Source organism: Nonomuraea sp. LP-02, assembly GCF_036289125.1.
GTDB classification, from domain to species: domain Bacteria; phylum Actinomycetota; class Actinomycetes; order Streptosporangiales; family Streptosporangiaceae; genus Nonomuraea; species Nonomuraea bangladeshensis.
Genome location: NZ_JAXCLK010000001.1, coordinates 4,502,614 through 4,526,303, shown reverse-complemented (window position 1 = coordinate 4,526,303; position 23,690 = coordinate 4,502,614). Strand labels below are relative to the sequence as shown.

At 72.3% G+C, this 23,690-nt stretch carries 21 protein-coding genes; 10 read left to right on the top strand and 11 right to left on the bottom strand.

Annotation, left to right across the window (positions count from 1 at the left end; all coding sequences use genetic code 11):
* The first annotated feature begins 3 nt into the window (after window positions 1-3).
* Window positions 4-666 carry a cyclase family protein gene (locus SMD20_RS20960; RefSeq protein ID WP_329583711.1) on the top strand — a complete coding sequence of 221 codons (663 nt, stop codon included), beginning with the start codon at window positions 4-6 and terminating at the stop codon, window positions 664-666.
* Here the strand turns inward: SMD20_RS20960 and SMD20_RS20955 are convergent.
* The gene (locus tag SMD20_RS20955; protein WP_329583708.1) at window positions 645-1,136 is read right to left on the bottom strand and encodes an Lrp/AsnC family transcriptional regulator; all 492 of its coding nucleotides are present in this window, start codon (window positions 1,134-1,136) and stop codon (window positions 645-647) included. The genes SMD20_RS20960 and SMD20_RS20955 overlap by 22 nt on opposite strands.
* 201 nt (window positions 1,137-1,337) lie before the next feature.
* Here SMD20_RS20955 and SMD20_RS20950 point away from each other — a divergent pair, with 201 nt between their 5' ends.
* From SMD20_RS20950 to SMD20_RS20920, 7 genes are read left to right on the top strand one after another with little or no spacing between them, the layout of a single operon-like run.
* Complete coding sequence (locus tag SMD20_RS20950; RefSeq protein ID WP_329583705.1) at window positions 1,338-2,771, top strand: gamma-aminobutyraldehyde dehydrogenase; 1,434 nt, start codon at window positions 1,338-1,340, stop codon at window positions 2,769-2,771.
* A gap of 5 nt (window positions 2,772-2,776) precedes the next feature.
* Complete coding sequence (locus SMD20_RS20945; RefSeq protein WP_329583702.1) at window positions 2,777-3,838, top strand: ABC transporter ATP-binding protein; 1,062 nt, start codon at window positions 2,777-2,779, stop codon at window positions 3,836-3,838.
* Window positions 3,839-3,847: 9 nt separating this feature from the next.
* Window positions 3,848-5,062 carry an ABC transporter substrate-binding protein gene (locus SMD20_RS20940; RefSeq protein ID WP_329583700.1) on the top strand — a complete coding sequence of 405 codons (1,215 nt, stop codon included), beginning with the start codon at window positions 3,848-3,850 and terminating at the stop codon, window positions 5,060-5,062.
* A 3-nt stretch (window positions 5,063-5,065) separates the two neighbouring features.
* On the top strand, window positions 5,066-5,917 hold the full coding sequence (locus SMD20_RS20935; RefSeq protein WP_329583698.1) for an ABC transporter permease: 852 nt from the start codon (window positions 5,066-5,068) through the stop codon (window positions 5,915-5,917).
* Window positions 5,914-6,699, top strand: a complete 786-nt coding sequence (locus SMD20_RS20930) for an ABC transporter permease (protein WP_329583692.1) — start codon at window positions 5,914-5,916, stop codon at window positions 6,697-6,699. The genes SMD20_RS20935 and SMD20_RS20930 overlap by 4 nt, the downstream gene beginning before the upstream one ends.
* 31 nt (window positions 6,700-6,730) lie before the next feature.
* A complete protein-coding gene (locus SMD20_RS20925) occupies window positions 6,731-8,125 on the top strand; it encodes an NAD(P)/FAD-dependent oxidoreductase (protein WP_329583690.1) in 1,395 nt (464 codons plus the stop codon).
* 56 nt (window positions 8,126-8,181) lie between these two features.
* A complete protein-coding gene (locus SMD20_RS20920; protein ID WP_329583687.1) occupies window positions 8,182-9,084 on the top strand; it encodes a serine hydrolase in 903 nt (300 codons plus the stop codon).
* A 10-nt stretch (window positions 9,085-9,094) separates the two neighbouring features.
* Here SMD20_RS20920 and SMD20_RS20915 read toward each other — a convergent pair whose 3' ends face one another.
* The 8 genes from SMD20_RS20915 to SMD20_RS20880 form a co-directional block, all read right to left on the bottom strand.
* A complete protein-coding gene (locus SMD20_RS20915; RefSeq protein ID WP_329583679.1) occupies window positions 9,095-10,600 on the bottom strand; it encodes an MFS transporter in 1,506 nt (501 codons plus the stop codon).
* A 35-nt stretch (window positions 10,601-10,635) separates the two neighbouring features.
* The gene (locus tag SMD20_RS20910) at window positions 10,636-13,461 is read right to left on the bottom strand and encodes a BTAD domain-containing putative transcriptional regulator (RefSeq protein ID WP_329583676.1); all 2,826 of its coding nucleotides are present in this window, start codon (window positions 13,459-13,461) and stop codon (window positions 10,636-10,638) included.
* Window positions 13,462-13,468: 7 nt separating this feature from the next.
* Window positions 13,469-14,215 carry an isocitrate lyase/PEP mutase family protein gene (locus tag SMD20_RS20905; RefSeq protein ID WP_329583674.1) on the bottom strand — a complete coding sequence of 249 codons (747 nt, stop codon included), beginning with the start codon at window positions 14,213-14,215 and terminating at the stop codon, window positions 13,469-13,471.
* Window positions 14,212-14,967, bottom strand: a complete 756-nt coding sequence (locus SMD20_RS20900) for a cytochrome P450 (protein WP_329583671.1) — start codon at window positions 14,965-14,967, stop codon at window positions 14,212-14,214. The genes SMD20_RS20905 and SMD20_RS20900 overlap by 4 nt, the downstream gene beginning before the upstream one ends.
* Before the next feature lie 53 nt (window positions 14,968-15,020).
* On the bottom strand, window positions 15,021-15,782 hold the full coding sequence (locus SMD20_RS20895) for a DUF998 domain-containing protein (RefSeq protein ID WP_329583669.1): 762 nt from the start codon (window positions 15,780-15,782) through the stop codon (window positions 15,021-15,023).
* Window positions 15,779-16,990 carry a glycosyltransferase gene (locus SMD20_RS20890; RefSeq protein WP_442942490.1) on the bottom strand — a complete coding sequence of 404 codons (1,212 nt, stop codon included), beginning with the start codon at window positions 16,988-16,990 and terminating at the stop codon, window positions 15,779-15,781. The genes SMD20_RS20895 and SMD20_RS20890 overlap by 4 nt, the downstream gene beginning before the upstream one ends.
* 81 nt (window positions 16,991-17,071) lie before the next feature.
* Window positions 17,072-17,884 (bottom strand): DMT family transporter, encoded by an 813-nt coding sequence (locus SMD20_RS20885; RefSeq protein WP_329583667.1) that lies wholly within the window; start codon window positions 17,882-17,884, stop codon window positions 17,072-17,074.
* A gap of 37 nt (window positions 17,885-17,921) precedes the next feature.
* A complete protein-coding gene (locus SMD20_RS20880; protein ID WP_329583665.1) occupies window positions 17,922-18,539 on the bottom strand; it encodes a DedA family protein in 618 nt (205 codons plus the stop codon).
* A gap of 391 nt (window positions 18,540-18,930) precedes the next feature.
* Between SMD20_RS20880 and SMD20_RS20875 the strand changes: the two genes are divergently transcribed.
* Window positions 18,931-20,067 (top strand): sensor histidine kinase, encoded by a 1,137-nt coding sequence (locus SMD20_RS20875; RefSeq protein ID WP_329583662.1) that lies wholly within the window; start codon window positions 18,931-18,933, stop codon window positions 20,065-20,067.
* 55 nt (window positions 20,068-20,122) lie between these two features.
* On the opposite strand, the gene SMD20_RS20870 is transcribed toward SMD20_RS20875, so the two are convergent.
* Both SMD20_RS20870 and leuE read right to left on the bottom strand, forming a co-directional pair.
* Window positions 20,123-20,749, bottom strand: a complete 627-nt coding sequence (locus SMD20_RS20870) for a VC0807 family protein (RefSeq protein ID WP_329583660.1) — start codon at window positions 20,747-20,749, stop codon at window positions 20,123-20,125.
* Window positions 20,750-20,995: 246 nt separating this feature from the next.
* Window positions 20,996-21,670 carry a leucine efflux protein LeuE gene (leuE, locus tag SMD20_RS20865; RefSeq protein ID WP_329583658.1) on the bottom strand — a complete coding sequence of 225 codons (675 nt, stop codon included), beginning with the start codon at window positions 21,668-21,670 and terminating at the stop codon, window positions 20,996-20,998.
* A gap of 151 nt (window positions 21,671-21,821) precedes the next feature.
* Here leuE and SMD20_RS20860 point away from each other — a divergent pair, with 151 nt between their 5' ends.
* On the top strand, window positions 21,822-23,651 hold the full coding sequence (locus SMD20_RS20860; RefSeq protein ID WP_329583656.1) for a M14 family zinc carboxypeptidase: 1,830 nt from the start codon (window positions 21,822-21,824) through the stop codon (window positions 23,649-23,651).
* Window positions 23,652-23,690 lie beyond the last annotated feature (39 nt).

Here is a 23,690-nt window from a genome sequence, read left to right as displayed (position 1 = left end):
GACGTGACCGAATACGTCGACCTGTCGGTGCCGGTCGAGACCGGGATGCCCGTCTATCCGGGCGACCCGGAGGTCTCGATCGGCCCGGCGCTCACCGTGGCCCGCGACGGCGTCAACGTGCTTGCCGTCCACATGGGCTCCCAGTCGGGCACCCACGTGGACGCGCCGTACCATTTCGGCGACGCGCTGCCCACCCTGGACGACCTGCCGCTCGACCGGTTCGCCGGCCCGGCGACGGTGGTGGACGCCCGGGGCCTCGCGCCCCGGTCGGGCATCGGCGCGGCGGCCTTCCGCGAGGTGCGCGCGGGCACGATCGTGCTGGTCGCCACCGGCTGGTCGGCGCACTGGGGGAGCGCCGCCTACCTGGAGCACCCCTACCTGTCGGAGGAGGCGGCGGAGCTGCTCGTGGAGCGGGGCGTCCGTACGGTCGGTATCGACGCGCTGAGCGTGGACCCCACGCCGGCCGCCGACTTCCCCGCCCACCGGGTGCTGTGCGGCGCGCACGCGGTCATCGCCGAGAACCTGACCGGTCTCGGCCGCCTGCTCCGGGCACAGGAGAGCGGCCGGCCGGTCGAGGTGTCACTGTTCCCGATCAGGCTGGCCGGCGCGGACGGTGCTCCCGTCCGCGCGGTGGCCCGCCTGGGTCAGCGTGTGCCCCAGGAGTAGGACTGTTTGCGCAGCTTCAGGTACACGAACGACTCCGTGGCCCGCACGGCGGGGATGGCGCGGATCTTGCTGAGGATCTCCAGCAGGTGACTGTCGCCCTCGCACACCACCTCGACGATGACGTCGAACGAGCCCGCGGTGAGCACGACGTAGTCGATCTCCTCGATCGCGGCCAGCTCGTCGGCGACCGAGTCCAGGTCGCCCTCGCAGTTGACCCCGATCATCGCCTGCCGGGGGAAGCCCAGGGTGAGGGGGTCGGTGACCGCGACGATCTGCATGACCCCGGCCTCCTGTAACCGCTGCACGCGCTGGCGCACGGCGGCCTCGGAGAGCCCGACTGCCTTGCCGATGGCCGCGTACGGCATCCGCCCGTCCGCTTGGAGCTGCTCGATGATCTGCTTGGACAGCTCGTCGAGCACGACGGGACCCTGGGCCGGATTGCTGCGGCGGACGCGGGGCGGCGACGTCATCGAAGGGAATCCTCCTAGCGGTCCGGCGTTACGGGGGCGTTCCCGCTTGATTGCCGTCCTGGTGCGACATGTTGTCAGTTCCTGGCGGTCTGTCAAGCGAATTCGTAGCAATTTGGTATCTTCACCACGAAATCCCTTGTCCGGATGCTTCCACTCTGTAAGAGTCGCGGCATCTTCAGCCACCTCACGAGGAGGTCAACCTTGACCACCCGTCTGCAGAACTTCGTCAACGGGGAGTTCGTGGACGCCAAGAGCGGCCGATTCTCCGACATCATCGATCCCTGCACGGGCGAGGCGTACGTCCAGGCCCCGGTCTCCGGCATCGAGGACGTCGACGCCGCCTATGCCGCCGCGGCTGCCGCGTTCGACTCGTGGGGCAGGACCACACCGGGCGAGCGGGCCAACCTGCTGCTGAAGGTCGCCGACGCCATCGAGGCGCGGGCCGACGAGATCAACGAGGCCGAGTGCCGCAACACCGGCAAGCCGCGCGCCCGCATGGCCGAGGACGAGACCCCGGTCGCCGCCGACCACTTCCGCTTCTTCGCGGGCGCGGCCCGCACGCTGGAGGGCCCGACGGCCGGTGAGTTCCTCGCCGAGCACACGAGCGTCATCCGGCACGAGCCGATCGGCGTCATCGGCCAGGTCACGCCCTGGAACTACCCGATGATGATGGCGGTCTGGAAGATCGCCCCGGCGCTCGCGGCGGGCAACACGATCGTGCTCAAGCCGTCCGACACCACCCCGGTCTCCACGCTCAAGCTCGCCGAGATCCTCGGCGAGGTGCTGCCCGCCGGCGTCTTCAACGTCGTCACCGGCGACCGTGAGACCGGCGCCCTCGTCGTCGGCCACCCGACCGCGTCCATGGTCGCGATCACCGGCTCGGTCGGCGCGGGCATGTCGGTCGCCAAGAGCGCCGCCGACGACCTCAAGCGGGTGCACCTGGAGCTCGGCGGCAAGGCCCCGGTCGTGGTCTTCGAGGACGTCAAGGACCTCGCCAAGGCCGCCGCCGACATCGCCACGGCCGGCCTCTACAACGCCGGCCAGGACTGCACGGCCGCCTGCCGGGTGCTCGTGCAGGAGAGCGTGCACGACGAGTTCGTGGCCGCGCTGACCGAGGCCGCGGCCGCCACCGTCACCGGCGACCTGTCGAACGAGGACGCGCTCTACGGCCCGCTCAACAACGAGAACCAGCTCACCCGCGTCCAGGGCTTCATCGACCGGGTGCCGGCGCACGCCAAGGTCCTCACCGGCGGCCACCGCGTCGGCGACCAGGGCTACTTCTTCGCCCCCACCGTCGTGGACGGTCTCCGTCAGGACGACGAGATGGTGCAGAACGAGGTCTTCGGCCCGGTCATCACCGTCCAGACCTTCACCGACGAGGCCGACGCGCTGGCCAAGGCCAACGACGTCAGGTATGGCCTGAGCGGCTCGGTCTGGACCTCCGACCACGGCCGCGCGATGCGGATGTCCAACCGCCTCGACTTCGGGGTCGTCTGGGTCAACACGCACATCCCGTTCGTCTCCGAGATGCCGCACGGCGGCTTCAAGCACTCCGGCTACGGCAAGGACCTGTCGGTCTTCGGCCTGCACGACTACACGAGGGTCAAGCACGTCATGCACTACATCGGTGAATAGCGCTGATGACCAGCGCCATCGAGCTTGAGGACGTCGTCAAGGAATATCACGCGCACGGCGAGCTCGTCCGTGCCGTCAAGGGCGTCTCGCTGGACATCGAGGAGGGGGAGTTCTTCTCCCTCCTCGGCCCCTCCGGCTGCGGCAAGACCACGACCATGCGGATGATCGCCGGCTTCGAGGCGCCGTCCAAGGGCCTGGTCAAGCTGCACGGCCAGGACGTCACGAACGTCCCGCCCAACAAGCGGGACGTCAACATGGTCTTCCAGTCCTACGCGCTCTTCCCGCACATGAGCGTCTGGGACAACGTGGCCTTCGGGCTGAAACAGCGCAAGACCCCGCAGGAGGAGATCCGGCGGCGGGTCGGCGACATCCTGGAGATCGTCGACCTGGTCGGCAGGGAGAAGCGCCGGCCGCGCGAGATGTCCGGCGGCCAGCAGCAGCGGGTGGCGCTGGCCAGGGCGCTGGTCAACCGGCCGCGGGCGCTGCTGCTCGACGAGCCGCTCGGCGCGCTCGACCTCAAGCTGCGCCAGGCCATGCAGATCGAGCTCAAGCGCATCCAGCGCGAGGTCGGCATCACGTTCGTGTACGTGACGCACGACCAGAACGAGGCGCTGACCATGAGCGACCGCATCGCGGTCATGAACGACGGCCTGGTCGAGCAGCTCGGCGGGCCGCGGGAGATCTACGAGCGGCCGGCGACGCCCTTCGTGGCCGGCTTCATCGGGACCTCCAACCTGCTGACCGGGACCGCCAGGGCGGGCGAGCTGCCGATCGGCGACGGCCGGGTGCTGGTGCCCGGCAAGGAGGGCGAGGTGACGGTCACCGTACGCCCCGAGAAGATCACCATCGGCACGGACGCGCCGGAGGCGGGCCTCAGCGCGCTGGCCGGCACCGTCTCCGAGGTGGTCTACCTCGGCACCTACAACAGTTATGCCGTGCGTCTCGCCGACGGGGCCGAGATGACGGTGTTCCAGCAGAACGCCCACGACGCGACGGCCACGGCGGAGCGGGGCGACTCCGTGTGGCTGTCCTGGCAGGCGCAGCACTCGTACGTGATTGGAAGTTGATAGCAGGCCATGAACCCCCGTCTCCCCCTCCCTCGCCACGGACTGCCGCGCCGTGAGGCGTTCCGGCTCGCGGGCCTGTCGGCCGCCGGTCTCGCGCTCGCCGCCTGCGGCGTGCAGGGCCAGAAGGCCGCGCCGCCCAAGGCCGACGAGGTCCAGGACTTCTGGTCCAAGCAGACCAAGCACGGCAAGGTGATCTTCGCCAACTGGCCGGAGTACATGCCCGAGGACAAGGCGCCGCTGGAGAAGTTCGCCAAGGACACCGGCATCTCCTACGAGTACAAAGAAGTCATCCAGGAGAACGCGGACTTCTTCGGCAAGGCCGACCCCGTGCTCCGCGCCGGCCAGCCGCTGGGCTACGACATCGTCGTCATGACCAACGGCATCCAGCTCCAGCACATGATCGAGCTGGGCTACTGCGTGCCGCTCGACCACTCCAAGCTGCCGAACTTCGCGGCCAACGCCGGCCAGAAGTACAAGGAACGCGCCTACGACCCCGGCAACAAGTACACCGTCCCCTACACCTCGGGCGTGACCGGGATCGCATACAACACGAAGTACGTCAAGGACGACATCACCAGCATCCAGGCGCTGTTCGACCCGAAGTACAAGGGCCGGGTCGGCATGATGGCCGACGCGCAGGAGATCGGCAACTTCGGGATGTTCGCCCTCGGCATCGACCCGGAGAAGTCGACCGAGGCCGACTGGAAGAAGGCCGGCGAGAAGCTCAAGGAGCAGCGCGACAACGGCCTGGTGCGCAAGTACTACGACCAGAGCTACATCGACGCCGTGGCCAAGGGCGACATCTGGATCACCATGGCCTGGTCGGGCGACGTCTTCCAGCGCCAGCTCGCGGGTGAGCCGGTCAAGTTCGTGGTGCCCGAGGAGGGCGGCACGATCTGGACCGACAACATGCTCATCCCCAAGGGCGCCGCCAACCCGCTGGACGCGCTGATGCTGATGGACTACCTCTACCAGCCGGCCGTGGCCGCCGAACTGGATGAGTTCATCCAGTTCGTCACCCCGGTCCCGGCGGTGCAGGACCTGCTGCGGGAGAAGGCGAAGTCCGCCCAGGGCGAGGACAAGAAGGCGCTGGAGCAGATGGCCGACAGCCCGCTCATGTTCCCGACCGAGGCCGACTACGCCCGGCTGCGCGGCTACACGCCGCTCGACAACCAGCAGCAGCAGATCTTCAACCCGATCTTCCAGTCCGTCACCCAGGCGTAGACGATGCGGCGGCTCACCCCCTACCTGCTGGCGCTGCCGGGCTGGATGTGGCTGGCGATCTTCCTGGTCGTGCCCATGGCGGCCATGGCGTCGGTGTCGCTGCAGACCGGCAACGCCATCGACGGCTACGCGATGACGTTCGCCGTCTCCAACTACACCGACGCCCTCGGCCGCTACAGCACCCAGTTCGTCCGGTCCCTGCTCTACGGCGGGATGGCGACGGTGGCGATGCTGGTCATCGGGTACCCGGTGGCGTACTGGATCGCCTTCAAGGGCGGCCGGCGCAAGTCGGTCTACCTGTTCCTGCTCCTGCTGCCGTTCTTCGTGTCGTTCGTGCTGCGGACGATCTCGTGGAACTTCCTGCTGGCGGACAACGGCATCCTGTTCGGCACGCTGAAGGGATGGGGGCTGCTGCCCGCCGACTTCCACGTGCTGGCCACCACGTTCGCGGTGGTGGGCGGCCTGACCTACAACTGGCTGCCGTTCATGATCCTGCCGATCTACGTGGCGCTGGAGCGCGTGGACCCGCGCGTGGTGGAGGCGGCCCAGGACCTCTACGCGACCCGCGCCGCGGCCTTCCGCCGGGTGGTGCTGCCGCTGTCGCTGCCCGGCGTGTTCGCCGGGGTGCTGATGACGTTCGTGCCCGCCACGGCGGACCCGGTCAACGCGGCCATCCTCGGCGGCACCGCCAACACCATGATCGGCAACATCATCCAGACCGAGTACCTCACCAACCTCGACTACCCGACGGCCTCGGCGCTGTCGTTCACGTTGATGGGGGTGCTGCTCGTGGGGATCTTCGTCTACGCCCGCGTGCTCGGCACGGAGAACGTCCTTGAGGCGGCGGCCCGATGAGGGGCACCCGCACCGGCGACCGGCTGCTGCACATCTGGACCTGGCTCGTCATCGTGTGGCTGTCGTCGCCGATCGCGGTGATGATCCTGTTCGGCTTCAACGACAAGCAGAGCAAGTCCAACACCACCTGGCAGGGGTTCACCCTCCGCTGGTACGGCGAGCTGTTCGAGATCGCCGACCTGACCACGGCCCTGACGAACACGCTGGTCATCGCGGTGGCCAGCACGGCCGTCACGGTCGTGATCGGTACCATGCTGGGCCTCGCGCTCGGCCGGCACCGGTTCCGCGGCCTCGGCGCGACGAACTTCCTCGTCTTCGCCGCGATCTCCACGCCCGAGCTGGTCATGGGCGCCTCGCTGCTGTCGCTGTTCGTCTCGGGGAACGTGCCGCGCGACTCCGTCACGATCATCGTCGCGCACGTGCTGTTCTCGCTGTCCTTCGTGGTCGTCACCGTGCGGGCGCGGGTCGTCGGGCTCGACCCGTCGCTGGAGGAGGCCGCGAGGGACCTCGGGGCGTCCGCGTGGGGCACGTTCCGGCAGGTCACGCTGCCGTCGATCATGCCGGGCGTGGCGGCGGGGGCGATGTTGTCGTTCGCGCTGTCGATCGACGACTACGTGGTCACCAGCTTCGTCAACGGCTCGACCGTGACGTTCCCGCTGTGGATCGTGGGCGCCGTGAAGACGGGAATCCCGCCCCAGGTGAACGTCATGGGTACGCTGATCTTCGGCATAGGGGTGCTGATCGCGATCGGCAACGCGATCGCGGCGCGGCGCCGCAACTGAAACACCTGACCTTCGTAGGGAAGTGGGATTTGTGGATCCGCTGAAGGCGCTTGCTGACGCGGAGCGCAAGCCGTACTGGCTGGACAGCCCGGCCAGACCCGAGCCGCGACCGCGGCTCACCGATCACACCACCGCCGACCTGGCCGTCGTCGGCGGCGGTTTCTCCGGTCTGTGGACCGCACTGATGGCCAAGGAACGCGACCCCTCACTGGACGTCGTCCTGCTGGAAGGCCGCCGGATCGGCTGGGCGGCCACCGGCCGCAACGGCGGGTTCTGCATGGCGACCCTCACCCACGGCCTGGCCAACGGCCTGGAGCGGTGGCCGGACGACATCGGGCGCCTGGAGCGCATGGGCGTGGAGAACCTCGACGAGATCGAGGCCACGCTGGAGCGCTACGGCGTCGACTGCTCCTTCGAACGCACCGGCGAGCTGCACGTGGCCACCGAGCCCTGGCAGCTCGACGCGCTGGGCGAGCACCTGGACCTGATCTCCGACCTGGGGCTCGACTACGTGCCCCTGGACCAGGAGCAGGTGCGGGCGGAGGTGAACTCGCCCACCTACCTCGGCGGGCTCTGGGAGCGCAGCGGCTGCGCGATGCTCGACCCGGCGCGGCTGGCGTGGGGGCTGCGCGAGGCGTGCCTGCGGGCCGGGGTGCGGGTGCACGAGCGCTCCCCGGTGCGCTCGCTGCGCGACGACGGCGTCCGCATCGAGCTGCGCACCCCGTACGGCGGGGTCAGCGCCGCCAAGGTGGCGCTCGGCACCGGCGTCTTCCCGCCGCTGCTGCGCCGGCTCAAGCACTTCGTGGTCCCCGTCTACGACTACGCGCTGATGACCGAGCCGCTGACCGGCGACCAGCTCGCCGAGGTCGGCTGGCGCAACCGGCAGGGCGTGGGCGACTCGGGCAACCGCTTCCACTACTACCGCCTGACCGACGACAACCGGATCCTGTGGGGCGGCTACGACGCCGTCTACTACAACGGCGGCCTGGTCAAGCCCGAGTACGACCAGCGCGACGAGACGTTCGTGACCCTCGCCCAGCACTTCTACGACACCTTCCCGCAGCTCGACGAGGTGCGCTTCACCCACCGGTGGGGCGGCGTGATCGACACCTGCAGCCGCTTCAGCGCCTTCTACGGCCAGGCCCACGGCGGGCGGCTGGCCTACGGCGTCGGCTACACGGGCATGGGCGTGGGCGCCACCCGCTTCGGCGCGAACGTCATGCTCGACCTGCTGTCCGGCGAGCCGACCGAGCGGACCGAGCTGCGCATGGTGAAGGAGAAGCCGATCCCGTTCCCGCCGGAGCCGGTGCGCTCGGGCGTCATCCAGGTCACCCGCTGGTCGATCGCCCAGGCCGACCAGCACCAGGGCAAGCGCAACCTGTGGCTGCGCACGCTCGACAGGATGGGGCTGGGATTCGACTCCTGACCTCTCGGGCATGATGCCTGGCGACCCCCGATGCCACCAAAAGTGGGGGTCGCGAGGTGCGTGCGAGGCTTGTCGCCTGTGTCGGGATGATGCTGCTGGCCGGCGGTTGCGGGAGCCGGCAGGTCCTGCCCGCCGGGCCGCCCGCCGCCGCGGTCGCCCGCTGCGTCATGAGCTTTCCCGACGTACGGGCCGGGCGCCTGGCCCGGGCCCGGCTCGTCAGCGACATCGCCCGCTACCTCTTCCACCGCCCCGGCCGGATCGTCTACGCGGTCCACGACCTGGTCAGCGGGATCACGCTGGGGTACGGCCGGCAGCGGGACGAGCTCGTCACGGCCGGCGGCGCCAAGGTGGACATCGTCATGGCGCTGCTGGCCCGCCGCGCGGGCAGGCTCGGCAAGGACGAGCGCCACCTGGCCGAGCGCATGATCAGGAAGAGCGACGACCGCGCCGCCGACGCCATGTGGTCGCGGATCGGCGGGAGCGGCGCGGTGAGCGCGTTCTACCGGCGGATCGGGCTGAGCCACACCACGCCGGGGCCTGGCGCCAACTGGAGCGGCACCACCAGCAGCCCGTCCGACCGCGTCCGGCTGCTGAAGGTGCTGGTCAAAGGCGGCGGCGGCCTGAGCGCCGCGGACCGGGACCTGGTGCTCGGCCTGATGGGACGGGTCCAGGAGGACCAGTCGTGGGGCGTCAGCGCGGCGGCGCGGCGCGGCGACCGGGTGGCGCTCAAGAACGGCTCGACGCCGCGCCCGTTCGTCCACGGCACCTGGGCCGTCAGCAGCTACGGCAGGATCGCCGGGCCGGGACGGGACCTGCTGCTGTCGGTGCAGTCCGACCTGCAGCCGGGGGACGGGGCGGGCATCGAGACCGTCGAGGGCGTGGCCCGCATGATCGGCACCCGCTGGGACGGCCTCACCCCGACCACCAGCCGCCCCTGCCCGACGAAGCCCCTCCCGTGACCTCCGCGGCTCAGGCGCGGGCGGTCAGCACCTCCTCCGGGATCTCCTTCGGAACGCCGCGCAGGCCCACCAGCGCCAGCACCGCGACCGCGGCCAGCAGCACGGCGGCGACCAGCGACGTCATGTGCAGACCGGCGAGGAACGCCTCCCGCGCCGCCCGCATGAGCGCCCCGGCCTGCTCGGCGGGCAGCGTGGCGGCCGCATGGGCGGCCCCCGCGATCGACTCCCCGGCCGCCCCGGCGACCCCGGCGGGCAGCTCCAGGTTGGCCCGGTAGGCGCTGGTGAGCACGGTACCGAGGATCGCGATGCCGAGCGCCGCCCCCAGCTCGAACGCCGTCTCCGACACCGCGGCCGCCGCCCCGGCACGCTCCCTGGGCGCGGTGGCCAGCACGTTGTCGTTGTTCACGGTGAAGGCGAAACCGATGCCCACGCCGCCGATCACCATGGCGGGCAGCAGCGTCAGGTAGGTCAGCTCCAGGCCGAGCGTGGTGTAGTAGAGGAACGCGCCCGCGTTCATGGCCAGGCCCAGCGCGACCACGCCGGCCCGGCCGATCCGCCGGATCAGCCCGGCCGCGAGCACGCCGCCGACCGCGCCGCTCAGCCCGCCCGGGAGCTGCGCCAGCCCCGCCTGCAGCGGCGACCAGCCCAGCACGAGCTGCAGATACCAGGCGAACATCAGCAGCATGGCCGACATGGCGAAGATCGCCAGCAGGTTCGTCACGATGGACGCGCTGAACGCCCGCCGGGCGAAGAGCCGCACGTCGATCAGCGGCTCGGGCAGCCGCGTCTGCCGCCAGGCGAACAGGCCCAGCAGCGCCACCCCGCCCGCCCCCGCGACCAGCACGTTCCCGTGCCCCAGGCCCTGGTGCCCGGCCTCCTTGATCGCGTAGACGACCGCGATCACCCCGGCCATCGACAGGGCCGCGCTGATGAGGTCGAGTGGGCCCGCCGCCGGGTTGCGCGACTCGGGCAGCACGAGCGCGCCGCCGACCAGGATGAGCAGCATGATCGGCACGTTCATCAGGAACACCGAGCCCCACCAGAAGTGGTCCAGCAGCAGCCCGCCGACGACCGGGCCGACGGCGAAGCCCGCCGCGCTCATCCCGCTCCAGATGCCGACGGCCGCGGTGCGCTCGCCCGGCTCGGTGAAGACGTTCCTGACGATCGACAGCGTGGACGGCATGATCGTCGCACCGGCCACGCCGAGCAGCGCGCGGGCCGCGATCAGCAGCTCCGGACTCGGCGCGTACGCGGTGAGCGCCGAGGCCGCGCCGAACGCGGCAGCGCCGATCAGCAGCAGCCGCTTGCGGCCGATGCGATCGCCGAGGTTGCCCATGGTGACCAGCAGGCCGGCGAGGGCGAAGCCGTACACGTCGCCGATCCAGAGGAGCTGGGTCGAGCTCGCGCCGAGGTCGGCGGTCAGCCGGGGGAGTGCCAGGTGCAGGACCGTGAGGTCCAGGGAGAGCAGCAGAGTGGCCAGGCAGGCGACGGCCAGGCACCACCATTTGTTCGTCATGCCGGTCAGCGTGACGGGAGCCCCTGACCGCGGGCCTACCGGTCGCTGACCGCTCCGCTGACCTGACCGTCGAGCTCGGTCAGCGCCGCCGCGATGCGGGCGCGGGTGTCGGCCGTGCTGTACCAGTCGTCCGGGCATTCCGCACGGGCCCGCAGCAGCAGGCCGCGCGCCTGCTCGGGGGCGCCGCCGCGCAGCTCCACCTCGGCGAGCCCGAGAAGCGCCCAGGCCAGGATCTCGACCGAGCCGTTGCGGCCGGCCAGCTCGGCGGCCGGCAGGTAGCCGGCCCGCGCCTCCTCCGGCCGGCCCAGGCCCTGCAGGGCGTCGCCGCGCCGGCACAGCGACTCGGCGATCTCCGTCGTGGCCTTCAGCTCGCGGGCGATCGCCAGCGACTCGCCCGCCAGCGCGTACGCCGTCGCGTAGTCCCCCTGCTCCTGGTGGAGCGTGCCGAGCCCGGACAGCACCAGCACCGTGCCCCAGCGCTCGCCGATGGCCTTGAACCTGGCCAGGCTCTCGTGGAAGTGGCCCGCCGCCTCCTCCATCCGGCCGAGCACCTGCAGCACGAAGGCCGCCCCCGCGTACGCCAGCGCCCGCGGCCAGGGCGCGAGCCCGACCATGGTCCGCTGGACGTCGAGATAGGCCTGCTCGAAGTCGCCGCGCGGCCCGTTGTACATCGACAGCAGCATCATCAGGAACTCCACCCGGCGCGGTATGTGGTTCCACGGCAGCAGCGTGCGCGAGTGGACGATCAGGTCGCGCACCTCGTCGCCGACCTCGCCCCGCCAGGCGGTGACGACCCCGCACGTCACGTACTCCTCCTCCAGCCCCTCGGGGACGGCCGCGCCGAGCTTGAGCAGCAGCGTGGCCGCGAGGTCGGCGCTGGTGACGCGGTGGCCGCGCATCCACCAGTAGCAGGCGCAGTGCGCGAGCAGCCGCAGCGCCGTCCCGACCTGGCCGGTCTCGGTGGCCCAGCGCAGGGCGGCGTTGACGTCGTCGCTCTCCTCGTCGAGGCGGGCCAGCCACTCCAGCTGCTCGTGGGTGCGCAGCCGCTCGTCGGCGGCGAGCACGAGGTCCAGGCAGCAGGCGGCGTGGGCGTCGCGGGCCGCCGCCACCTCGCCGGACTCGGCCAACCGCTCCGCGCAGAACGCCTGGATCGTCGCCAGCATCCGGTAGCGCCCGCCGACCCGCTCCACCAGCGACTTCTCCGCCAGGGAGAACAGCACCTCCTCCGGCAGCCCGCACACCCGCTCGGCCGTCTCGGGGCGCGCCCCGCCCACGAATACGCTGAAGCGCCGGGCCATGCGCTGCTCGTCGGCGTCCAGCAGGTCCCAGCTCCAGGCCACGACCGCGCGCAGCGTCTGGTGGCGGGGCAGCGCCGTACGGCTGCCGCGGGCCAGCAGCCGGAACCGGTCGTCCAGCCGCGCCGCCACGTCGGCCACCGACATCGTCCGCAGCCGCGCCGCGGCCAGCTCGATCGCCAGCGGCAGCCCGTCGAGCGCCCGGCAGATGCGTACGACGTGCGCCGCGTTGACCGCGTCCACGGCGAAACCGGGGGCCACCGCACCGGCCCGGTCGGCGAACAGCCGCACCGCCGGATAGTCCAGCGGATCGACGGCCTCGGCCGGCGGCAGCCGCAGCGGCGCGACCGGGAGGATCGACTCGCCGGTGATGCCCAGGGCCTCCCGCCCGGTGACCAGCACCCGCAGGCCGGGGCAGGAGGCCAGCAGCAGATCGGTCAGCTCGGCGGTCGCCTCGACCAGGTGCTCGCAGTTGTCCAGCACGAGCAGCAGCTCGCGCCCGGCGAGCGCGGTCGCGAGGCGGGTGAGCGGATCCACCGGCCGGTCGGCGGCGGGGCGCAGGGCGTCGCGGACGTCGAGCGCGGCCAGCACCGCGGCGGGCACGTCCGCGCCCTCGGTGACCGGGGCGAGCGGGACGAAGCAGACATCCTGCGGCTCCTGCCCGGACGCCTCGACCGCGAGCCGCGTCTTGCCCGCCCCGCCAGGGCCGATCAGCGTGACCAGCCGGCCGGCCCGCAGCCGCGCGCTCACCTGGGCCAGCTCCCGGTCCCGGCCGACGAAGCTGGTGAGCTGCGCGGGCAACCCCTGCCGCTGCGGGGCGGCGGGAGCGGGCGCGCCGAGCGCGGGGTCGGCCCGCAGCACGGCCAGGTGCGCGGCGGCCAGCTCGGGGCCGGGCGCGACGCCCAGCTCCTCGTCGAGGATCTTCCTGGCCTCGTCGTAGACGGTCAGCGCCTCCGCCTGGCGGCCGCTGCCGTAGAGCGCCCGCATGAGCTGGGCGCGCGGCCGCTCGCGCAGCGGATGGGCGGCGACGAGGCCGCGCAGCTCGGCGGCGAGCTCCCGGTGCCGGCCGAGGTCCAGGTCGGCCTGCACCCGGTCCTCCGTCGCGGCGAGACGCAGCTCCTCCAGCGCGCTCGCCGCGTCCTCCGCGTGCGGGGCGTCGGCCAGCGGCGCGCCCCGCCACAGCTCCAGCGCCTCGCGCAGCAGCCCGGCGGCACGGCCGGGATCGCCGGCCGCGAGGGCCTGACGGCCGGCCGCCGCCAGTCGCTCGAAGCGGTGGGCGTCCACGTCCGACGGCTCGGCGGCCAGCCGGTAGCCCGCCGGATGGAACTCGACCAGATCCCTGCCGAGCGCCCGGCGCAGCCGGGACACCTGGGACTGCAGCGCGTTGGCCACGCCCTCGGGCGGCTCGGGGCCGTACAGGCCGGCGGCGAGCCGGTCCGCGGCGACGACGCGGCCGGCGTGCAGGGCCAGCAGCGTGAGCAGCGCCCGTACCCGGGGGCCGCCGAGCGCGACGGGCTCGCCGTCCTCGCCCAGCACCGTGGTGGGCCCCAGGATCTGGAAGCGCATGCTTCGATTATCCAGTTTTCGGCAGCAGCGCGGCCGTCTCCTCGTACGTCGGGACGCGGGGCGCGGGCCTGCCCTCGGCGGCGAGCGCCGTCGCCAGCGCCCCCTGGAGGGCGGCCCGGTAGAGCAGCGAGCCCGTGCTCACCCGGGCCACCCCTGCCGCGGCGAGCTCGGCCATCGTGGGGCCGTCCGGCTGGAGGAGCACGTTGAGCGGCAGCGGCGTGGCCGCCGCCACCTCGGCGATCGCGTCCAGTCCGGTCAGGCCGGGCACGAAGACGCCGTCGGCGTGCGCGTACGCCCGCACCCGCTCCAGCGTGCCGCCCGTCCGCAGCCAGCAGGTGTCGGTACGGGCGTTGACGAACACGCCGTGCCCCTTCGCCGCCTCGATGATCTCCTGGTGCAGCCCGATCGGGCGCAGGGTGCCGTCCGGCCGGCCGTCCTCGAGGTTCACGCCCGCCACGCCCAGCGCGGCCAGGCTCGCCACCAGGTCCGACACCTGGGCCGGGTCGTCGCTGAAGCCGCCCTCGATGTCCACGGTGACGAGCACGCCGAGGTCCTTGATCGTCTCGGCCAGCTCGACGGTCTCGGCGCGGGTGACGCCGGCCGCGTCCGGCCGGCCGTGCACGGCCGCCACGCCGAGGCTCGTGGTGCCGATCGCGGGGAAGCCCAGCGCGGCCAGGGCGGCGGCCGAGCCGTAGTCCCAGGCGTTCGGCAGCAGGAAGGGCTCGCCCGGACGGTGCAGGTCGCGGAAGCTCACGGGCGCTCACCCTCCCGCAGCCCCTCCAGCACGCCGGCGGCCAGCGCGAGCGCGTACGCGGGCGCCGGGCAGGGACGAACCCCGGCGCCGAACGTCAGCTGCGGCACCTCGCCGCGCGCCGGGTCGAACCGGCCGGGATCGGGGAAGACGTCCGGGTCGCGGTTGGCGGCCACCAGGTCGAGGGTCACCTCCTCGCCGCTGCGGAGGTCCAGCCTGCGGGTGACCTCGAGCGGCGGATCGTGCCGGAGCGTCTCGCGCAGCACCGCCTCCACGTCGTCGTGCCCGGCGAGCCGCGGCAGGGCGCCGGCGATCAGCGCCTCGGTGGCGGCGTGCGCCTGGAGCAGCAGGGTGACGGCCGGCAGGTCGGCCTGGTCCAGGAGGGCGGCGACGGCGGCGTCCGCCTGCGGGCTCTGCTCACCCGACAGGTATCCGGCCGCCGCGGCGGCGACCGGCGCGGTGTCGGCGACGCCGAGCGCGGCCCCGAGCACCCGCGTCGGCACGCCCCGCCACTCGCCGGGGTGCTCCAGGGTGGCGCTCCTGGCGGCGGCGCGCAGGTGTACGGGGTCCAGGGCGGCCAGCCGCTCGACGACGCGGCGGCGGCGCTCGGCATGCTCCGGGCCGGCGCTGAACCGCGAGACGTGGGCGCGCAGCCAGGCCAGCGTCCCCTCGGGGGCGTCCTGGCGCACGGGCGGCGGCACGTACCGGGGGTCGGCGAGCACCGCCAGGGCTTCGGCGTGACGGGTGATGTGCATACGGTCCACGCTAGGAGCGCGATCCTTCGGCGGCGGCCGAAGCGTGCCCGCCCTCAGGCGGCCAGCTCGGGCGCGTCCTCGGCGGACGCGGTTCCGGCGGGCGCGGATCCGGCGGGCGCGGGATGAGCGGGCGCGCTCTCGGCGGGCCCGGTCGCGGTGGGCCCGGTCGTTGTGGGCGCGGTCGCGGTGGGTGTGGCCGCGGCGTTCGAGGAGACCCGGCGGGAGGCCGCGGCCACCGCCATCGTCACGAGAAGCACCATCTCGGCCAGCACCACGGCCCGCTCCAGCGGCCCGTAGTAGGCGACCCCGTTGATCAGCGGCGAGGTGACGGTGGCCGGATGCGCGGCCAGGTACGCCGCCAGCGTCAGCGCCGCGGTCACGCTCATCGCCCGCACCGCGTTCCAGCGGGCGGCCCCCGCCCGGCCCCTGGCGAACGTCCAGCCGGCGACCGGCAGCGAGGTGAACACCACGGCGGCCGCCCAGCGGTGGATCTCCCCGGCGAGCGTACCGACCTGGGAGGAGCCGGGATCGGTGGGGAAGACCGCGCTCAGCATCAGCCCGGCGGCCCCGGCCAGCAGCAGCACCCGGGTGGCCGCGGTGCGCGCCGGGTCGGCCACGACCAGCCCGTACGCCAGGCTCAGGCACGCTCCCGCGAGCGCCAGCATCCCGACGAGCACCGGCACCAGCCCGCCGGCGACCAGCGCGTAGTCGCTGATCAGCGGCTGGGCGGGCAGGGTGAGCTCGGTCCAGGTGAGCGCCGCCGCCGAGACGGCCGTGCCACCGGCCGTGGCCCACAGGCTCCACCGAGGGATCAACGCGCCACCTCATCGTAGATCGCCTCGAACCGGGCCAGCGACGCCTGGTCGTCGTGGGTGAGGGCGAGCTCCCTGCTGGCCTTGCCGTACCTGGCGCGCAGCTCGTCGTCGGCGAGGACGCGGGTCAGGTGGCGGGCCAGCTCGACCACGTCGCCCGGCTGGAACAGGTGGCCGTTGCAGACCACCAGGTGCGGCAGCGCCATCGCGTCGGCCGCCACCACGGGCAGGCCGGTCGCCATGGCCTCCAGCGTCGCGATGCTCTGCAGCTCGGCGATGCCGGGCATGGCGAAGACGTCGGCGGCGGCGTACGCCTGCGGCATGTTCTCGTCGGGCACGAAGCCGAGGAAGAACACCCGGTCGCCGACCCCGATCCTGGCGGCCAGCCGTTCCAGCTCGGCCCGCTGGTTGCCCTTGCCGACCAGCGCCACCTGGGCGTCGGTCTCGTTGAGCACGAGCGGCAGCGCCCGGACCAGCTCGTCGATCCGCTTCTCCTCGTCCAGGCGGCCGACGAACAGCACGGTCGGCCGGTCGGGCAGGCCGAACAGCTTGCGCGCCCACGCCTTGGGCTCGGCGTGCGGGTGGAACCTGCTCAGGTCGATGCCGCAGGACACCGGCTCCACCTCCCGCGCGAACCCCTGGTCGGCGAGGAGCCGCGCGGCCAGCGGGGTGGGCGTGGTGACGTGGTCGGCCCGGTTGAAGATGCGGCTGAAGTCGCGCCAGGCCAGCCGGCCCGCCCCTGCCCGCAGCCGGTCGGGGATGTGGGCGAACTGGAAGAGGTTGTCGGGCATGAAGTGGTTGGTGGCCACGACGGGGACACCGGCCCGCCGGGCGGCGGCGATGGCGGCCCGGCCGACCACGAAGTGGCCCTGCGTGTGCAGCACGTCCGGGTTGATGTCGGCGACCAGCCGGTCCAGCCTGGCCGGAACGGTGACGCGCATGGTCGGGTGCACCAGCAGCGGCGCCGAGCGCAGCCGGTGCACGATGACGCCGTCCACGACGTCGGCGCTGGCCGGGCCGTGCTCCGACTGGCAGACCACGTGCACCTCGTTGCCGCGCGCGGCGAGGCCGGTGGCCAGGCGGTGGGTGAAGTAGGCGGCGCCGTTGACGTCGGGAGGGTAGGTGTCGGACGAGATCAGCACCCGGCGCGGGCGCTCGGGGGCGGGGGCGAGCTGGGCGCGGTCGGTGACGCTGTGCAGGGGCATGGCCATGACGGTGACTCCACAATCGCAAGGGAACCCGGCCCGGGGAGGGCCGGAGGGGGAACAGGGGACGACGAGCCGGGAACGGGGTCAGGCGAGATCGTTGCGCGCCTCCAGCGGACTGGTACGCGCCAGCGCGACGGTGCCGGCGGCGGTCAGCAGCGCGGCCACGACCGGGACGGCCCCGGTGGGCAGCGGCTCGCCGAGCAGCAGCGCGCCGAACGCCACCGCCGTCAGCGGATCGGCGACCTGCAGCGAGGCGAACGACACGCCGAAGTGACCGACGGCGTAGGCCCGCTGCAGCATCATCAGCGCGAGCAGCGCGGGCACCGGCAGGGCCAGCAGGTACCACCAGTTCCAGCCGCCGTCGACGAGCACCCGCATGAGAGTGGCGGTGGCGCCGTACAGGACGCCGGAGCTGGTGGCCAGCAGCGCCGCCCGCCAGGCCGGCGCGGCCGCCCTGGCGCCGGCCCACAGCAGCACCGCCGCGATCCCGGCCACGCCGAGCAGGACGAGGACGCCGTCCGGGTCGAGCCGGGTCGGCCCTTCGGACTCCGGGACCATCAGCACGAGCCCGACCAGCCCGGCCGCCACGACCGCCGCCGCGCCCAGCTCCTCGCGGGTGGGCCGGCGGCCGTGCAGCGCGGCGGCGAGCGGCAGGGCGAACAGCAGGCTCGCCACGCCCATCGGCTGCACCACGGTGAGCGGGCCGAGCCCGAGCGCGACGATGTGCAGGCCGCCACCCGCCAGGATGGACGCGCCGCCGATCAGCCAGCGCGGCCGGCGCAGCAGGGCGAGAAGCCCAGGCTTCGCCGAGCCGGCGGCCTCGAACTGCTGAAGGGCGGCGCCGAGCGCGAAGAACAGCGACCCGACCAGGGCGATCGCCGCGGCCAGCACAGTCATGCGCACTCCTCTCGAATCGGATGGTCGCCGGACAGGGTCAAACGGACGTGTCCGCGGGAAGACCTTCCGGGGAAGGCTGGATGGCGCGGCGCTTCCGCGCCCACCGCACGATCTCGACCACCGCCGTGACGGACACCGCGATGCCGAGGCCCAGCAGCAGGCCCTTGATGGGGTCGTTCTCGAACGCCATCCCGCCGAAGAACCCGATCAGCCCGGAGTAGACCGCCCACGAGCTCGCCGCGATCGCGTCGAAGAAGGTGAACGAGCGCAGCGGGTGGCGTACCGCGCCCATGGTGAGCGTGGTCGCCGTCCGGCCGCCGGGGATGTACCTGGCCACGACCAGCACCAGACCGCCCCGCTCCTCCAGCGCGCCGCGCGCCCAGACGAACGCCTTCTTGTCCCGCAGCCGCCCGCCGGACAGGCGCCCGATCAGGTACGACACGTGGTCGCCCGCGAACGCGCCGAGCGCCGCGACCACCATCACCAGGGCGAGGTTCGTCTCCCCGGAAGCGGCGAACACCCCCGCCGTGATCACCGACGTCTCGGCCGGGACGATGGGGAAGAACCCGTCGAGCAGGGCCAGGGCGAACAGGGCCACGTACAACCAAGGGGATGACATGACCTGCTGGACGAGGTCGAGGATGGCATGTGACATGGGGCGTTGACTCCGATCTTCACGGCACACGGACAGCGTCTCGGTACGCGGGGTCCCGGGGCATCGGGGATGCCCCCGGTCGAACGCGGACCCGTCCCCTAATCGGGTCAGGGCCGTAGCTCATGAAGCTAGAAACTCCGCTGGTCATGGCACATCGGCCGATCGGCAGCCGGTGCCCCCGACTTTCGTCGGGGGCGGTGCCGCCCGCCCCGGCCGACACCTTCGATCCAACCCGTTCGCGCAGGCCGGCGCAGGAGTGGAGGTAGGCGAATCGGGGGTGGGGCTAGCACTACCAGGACGGTGCCACGCGCCCTACCCTGACTTTCGTCAGGGTCGCTTCCTGCCTGAGGACGAGGGCGGGCCTCCACCCGGCCCCCATAGGGTCGACGGCGTGAGAGTTCCGCCGTCGATCCGCAGGGAGAGCCGCCGCGAGGTGGTCGTCGACCTGCTGCTCTGGATGTTGCTGTGCGCCTTCGTCGCCGCCATGGGGCCCGATCCCTTCAAGGATCCGGCCGCGTTCGGGATGGTGACCGGGCCGCGGCTCGCCCTGGCGTCGGCGGTGGTGCTGGTGGGCCGCCGGCGGCCGCTCGTCGCCCTGGTGCTGCTGCTGCCGCTCGGCCCGTGGCGCTTCAGCGAGGGGTTCGCCACCGTGGACCTGAGCTGGCTGCTGCCCCGGACCGGGGTCAAGATCCTCCCGTTGGTGCCGGCCTCGCCGTTCATCATGGGGTACGCCTACCTGACCGGACGGCGGGAGGCCGGGCCGTGGCGGCCGGTCGCCGCGTTCGGCCTCATCGCGGCGGTCGGCGTGGCGGTCGTGCTCGCGGCGGGCGGCGACCTCGCCCTGTGGGTGTCGATGGTGACCGGGCTGGTGGGCACCTATCTGATCCCGTACCTGATGGGGCTGGTGCGGCGGCTGGTGATCCGGCAGCGGGGCCAGGCCAGGCTCTCTGCCGAGGCGCAGGCCCGGCTGCGCGAGCGGGCCAGGATCGCGCGGGAGATGCACGACTCGCTCGGCCACGACCTGGCCCTGATCGCGGTCCGGGCCGCCGGGCTGGAGCTGGCCCCCGGCCTCGACCCGGCGCAGGCGCGGGCGGCGGGGGAGCTGCGGGAGGCGGCGGGCGACGCCACCGAGCGGCTGCGGCAGATCATCGGGCTGCTGCGCGAGGACGCCGACGCCGCGCCGCTGGCGCCCGTGGACGAGGACGTGACCGAGCTGGTCCGCCGGGCCAGGGACTCCGGCATGACCATCGACCTCGACGTGGCCGCCGGGCCGCCGCCCGCGCTGGCAGGGGCCGTCGTCCAGGAAGGGCTCACCAACGCGGCCAAGCACGCGCCGGGGGCCGCCGTGCGGATCTCGGTGGGCCCCCGCCGGGTGAGCGTGCGCAACGGGCCCGCGCGCGGCCGGCCGGTCGCCAGGCGGGGCGGCATGGGGCTGACGGGCCTCGCCGAACGGGCCCGCCTGGCGGGCGGCACGCTCACCGCCGGAGCGGTGGACGGCGGCTACGAGCTCGTCGTGGAGCTCCCCTGAACGAGCTCCCCCTGAACGAGCTCCCCCTGAACGAGCTCCCCCTGAACGGCGCCGCTCAGGCGTGCGCGACGTGCAGCCGGCGCAGCACCCGCTTGAACGCCCAGATCGAGAACGCGATCGCCAGCCCGCTGATCACGGCCACCGCCGAGGTGCGCAGGATCATGAACGCGCCGAGCGAGCCGCCCAGGCTCTCGTAGACGGCCAGCGCGATGCTGAGCGTGGAGTTCATCAGCAGCACGAACGCCCACAGCAGCGTGATCCTGGCGAAGAACCGGCGGATGCGCTCGTGCTTCAGCACCGCCGACGGCAGGTGGATGTAGTCGAGCGTGAGCTTCTGCACCAGCGGCCGGTTGAGCCGCACGGAGGCGAGGAACGCCATGCTGATGCAGATCGTGCCCAGCTCGGGCTGGATGAAGAACCACATCCAGGTGCCGGTCCAGAACGACACCAGGGCGCGCACGGTGATCGCGAACGCCGCGAGGAACATGGTGGCGGGCACCTTCACCCGCCGGACGAGCCGCCAGGCCACACCGAGGTAGACCCAGGCGACGGTGGCGATCAGCGCCCACTTGAACCCGAGGACCACCATGGCGAGGTAGAAGACCGCCAGCGGGGCGACCACGGCTTCGAGCAGCTTGGGCGCCGCCTCGCGGGCGAGGGCGCCGAGGCGGGGGAGGGTCACGGGCGGATGGTTCAAGACTGCTCCGCAGATAGGCCGACGATCAGCGACTACCCGGGCTTCGAGGGACCAGGGCTACCCTGATGGACCGCTCGCACTTACCGAGGCGGGCACCGCACCGGCGTCCCGGGAAGCACGCCGGTGGCCTACCGTACCCGAGGGCCGGCGGTGCGACCGCCTCTTTCGCCACGCTCCATCTGTGCCCTACCGAACCAGCATGTCCTTGAACCGAACTTTCAGCCCAGTGACTCAGCTCAGTGACGCGGTGGCCAGTTTCGCGCCGAACCCCAGGAAGACCGCGCCGACGCACGAGGTCAGCCCCGCACTGAGCCGCTTGTGGCTGCGGAACTGGGCGGCGAGGAACGTGCCGCCGAAGATCAGCGACGTCAGGTAGAGGAAGCTGAAGACCTGGATCACCGCGCCGAGGATCAGGAACGACAGCGCCGGCGCCGGATAGGCCGGATCCACGAACTGCACGAAGAACGAGACGAAGAACAGGATCGCCTTCGGGTTGAGCAGGCTGATCGCCAGGGCCTTGCGGAACGGCCGCGGCCGGCTCTCCACAACCCGCTCCACCGCCTCCTCCGCCGCCTTCGCCGGGACGGCCTCGGCGCCTCGCGCCCGCCAGGAACGCCAGGCGTCCCTGATCATCTGGAAGCCGATCCACGCGAGGTAGCCGGCGCCCGCGTACTTGACGATCGTGAACAGGACGGCGTTGGAGCGCAGCAGGGAGGCCGCGCCGGCGGCGGCCAGGAACATCAGCACCGTGTCGCCGACGAACACGCCGGCCGCGGCCCGATAGCCTTGCCGCACACCGTGCTGCGCGGCGAAGCTGAGGACGTAGATCGAGTTGGGGCCGGGGAGCAGGATGATCAGGAAGGCTCCGATCACGTAGGCCCAGAAATCGGTGATGCCGAAGAACACGCCTCACACGGTACATCCAGGCATGGTCCTGACAGTCACCTGTCAGGAATCCGGATGTCCGCAACTTTGGGCCTTTGCGGGCGATCGGCAGATCTTCACTCTCGGTTCAGGCGCCGGCACCATCCCATCCCGAGCGCCCTAGGAGGACCAGGTGATACGCCGTTTCGTCATCCTGCTCGCCGCCCTCTGCCTCGTCGGCCTCACCGGCATGACGGGCGTGGGGGCGGCCGCCGAGCCCCCGCCCAACAAGCAGTACCGCGTGCAGGGGCCGTCCGACGCGCAGCAGCGCAGCGCCGTCGCCGCGACCGGCGCGGCCATCGAGGAGGTGGCCACCGGCTCGGTGCTGGTCACGGCCACCACGGCGGAGGTGGCCGCCATCAGGAAGCTCGGCTACCGGGTCGTGGAGGTGCCGCGGCCGGCGGCGCCGTCCGGCGTCGAGGCGTTCGACTTCCCGCCCGCCGACTCGGCGTACCACAACTACGCCGAGATGAACGCCGAGATCAACGCCCTGGTCGCGGCCCATCCGAACATCGTCAGCCAGTCGACGTACGGGACCTCGTACGAGGGCCGCGCCCTGCGCGTGGTCAAGATCAGCGACAACGTCGGCACGGACGAGGCCGAGCCCGAGGTGTTGTTCACCGCCCACCAGCACGCCCGTGAGCACCTGACGGTGGAGATGGCGCTGTACATCATGCACCTGCTCGCCGACAACTACGGCACCGACTCCCGGATCACGAACCTGGTCAACACCCGCGAGATCTGGATCATGCCGGACCTCAACCCCGACGGCGGCGAGTACGACATCGCCACCGGCAGCTACCGCTCCTGGCGCAAGAACCGCCAGCCCAACTCGGGCTCCTCGGCCGTCGGCACCGACCTCAACCGCAACTGGGCCTACAACTGGGGCTGCTGCGGCGGCTCCTCCGGCACGACCTCCAGCGAGACCTACCGCGGCCCGAGCGCCGAGTCCGCCCCCGAGGTGCGGGCGACGGCCGACTGGGTGCGCAGCCGCGTCATCGGCGGCGTGCAGCAGCTCAAGTCGCACATCGACTGGCACACCTACAGCGAGCTGGTGCTCTGGCCGTACGGCTACACCCTGAACAACACCGCGCCCGGCCTCACCCAGGACGACCGTGACGCGCACGCCACGCTCGGCCAGAACATGGCCTCCACCAACAGCTACACCCCGCAGCAGGCCAGCGACCTCTACATCACCGACGGCACCATCGACGACTGGCTGTGGGGCCAGTACAAGATCTTCAGCTTCACGTTCGAGATGTACCCGACCGGCGCCAGCCCCGGCTTCTACCCGCCCGACGAGCAGATCGTCCCGCAGACCACCCGCAACCGGGAGGCCGTGCTCCGCTTCCTCGAATACTCCGACTGCGTCTACCGGATCATCGGCAAGGAGAGCCAGTACTGCGGCACCGGCACGCCGCCGGTGACCGTCTACTCCGACACGTTCGAGACCGCCACCGGCTGGACCGTCAACCCGGCGGGCACCGACACCGCCACGTCCGGACAGTGGGAGCGGGGCGACCCCCAGGACACCTCGTCCTCGGGCGCCAAGCAGCTCGGCACGACCGTCAGCGGCACGAACGACCTGGTGACCGGCCGTCTCGCGGGCACCGCCGCCGGTGACTACGACGTGGACGGCGGCGTCACCACGATCCAGTCCCCGCCGATCACGCTGCCCGCCTCGGGCACGCTCAACCTCTCGCTGTCGTGGTACCTCGCGCACGGCTCGAACGCCTCCAGCGCCGACTACCTGCGGGTCCGCGTGGTGGGCGGCTCGACCTCGACCGTGCTCAACCAGGCGGGCGCGGCCTCCAACCGCAACGGCGCGTGGGCCACGGCCACCGCGAACCTGACCGCCTTCGCCGGCCAGACCGTCCGCATCGTCGTGGACGCCGCCGACGCCGGCACCGCCTCCCTGGTCGAGGCCGGCATCGACGACGTCAGGATCACCCAGCAACCCTGACCTGCCATGACCTCCCGCCGTACGATCCCGTACGGCGGG

Coding starts and splice junctions, on each gene's coding strand:
- SMD20_RS20885 (WP_329583667.1), bottom strand. CDS start 17,884: ATGACTGTGCTGGCCGCGGCGATCGCCCTGGTCGGGTCGCTGTTCTTC.
- SMD20_RS20910 (WP_329583676.1), bottom strand. CDS start 13,461: ATGCGCTTCCAGATCCTGGGGCCCACCACGGTGCTGGGCGAGGACGGC.
- SMD20_RS20890 (WP_442942490.1), bottom strand. CDS start 16,990: ATGGCCATGCCCCTGCACAGCGTCACCGACCGCGCCCAGCTCGCCCCC.
- SMD20_RS20940 (WP_329583700.1), top strand. CDS start 3,848: ATGAACCCCCGTCTCCCCCTCCCTCGCCACGGACTGCCGCGCCGTGAG.
- SMD20_RS20915 (WP_329583679.1), bottom strand. CDS start 10,600: ATGACGAACAAATGGTGGTGCCTGGCCGTCGCCTGCCTGGCCACTCTG.
- SMD20_RS20945 (WP_329583702.1), top strand. CDS start 2,777: ATGACCAGCGCCATCGAGCTTGAGGACGTCGTCAAGGAATATCACGCG.
- SMD20_RS20935 (WP_329583698.1), top strand. CDS start 5,066: ATGCGGCGGCTCACCCCCTACCTGCTGGCGCTGCCGGGCTGGATGTGG.
- SMD20_RS20880 (WP_329583665.1), bottom strand. CDS start 18,539: ATGTCACATGCCATCCTCGACCTCGTCCAGCAGGTCATGTCATCCCCT.
- SMD20_RS20955 (WP_329583708.1), bottom strand. CDS start 1,136: ATGACGTCGCCGCCCCGCGTCCGCCGCAGCAATCCGGCCCAGGGTCCC.
- SMD20_RS20900 (WP_329583671.1), bottom strand. CDS start 14,967: ATGCACATCACCCGTCACGCCGAAGCCCTGGCGGTGCTCGCCGACCCC.
- SMD20_RS20930 (WP_329583692.1), top strand. CDS start 5,914: ATGAGGGGCACCCGCACCGGCGACCGGCTGCTGCACATCTGGACCTGG.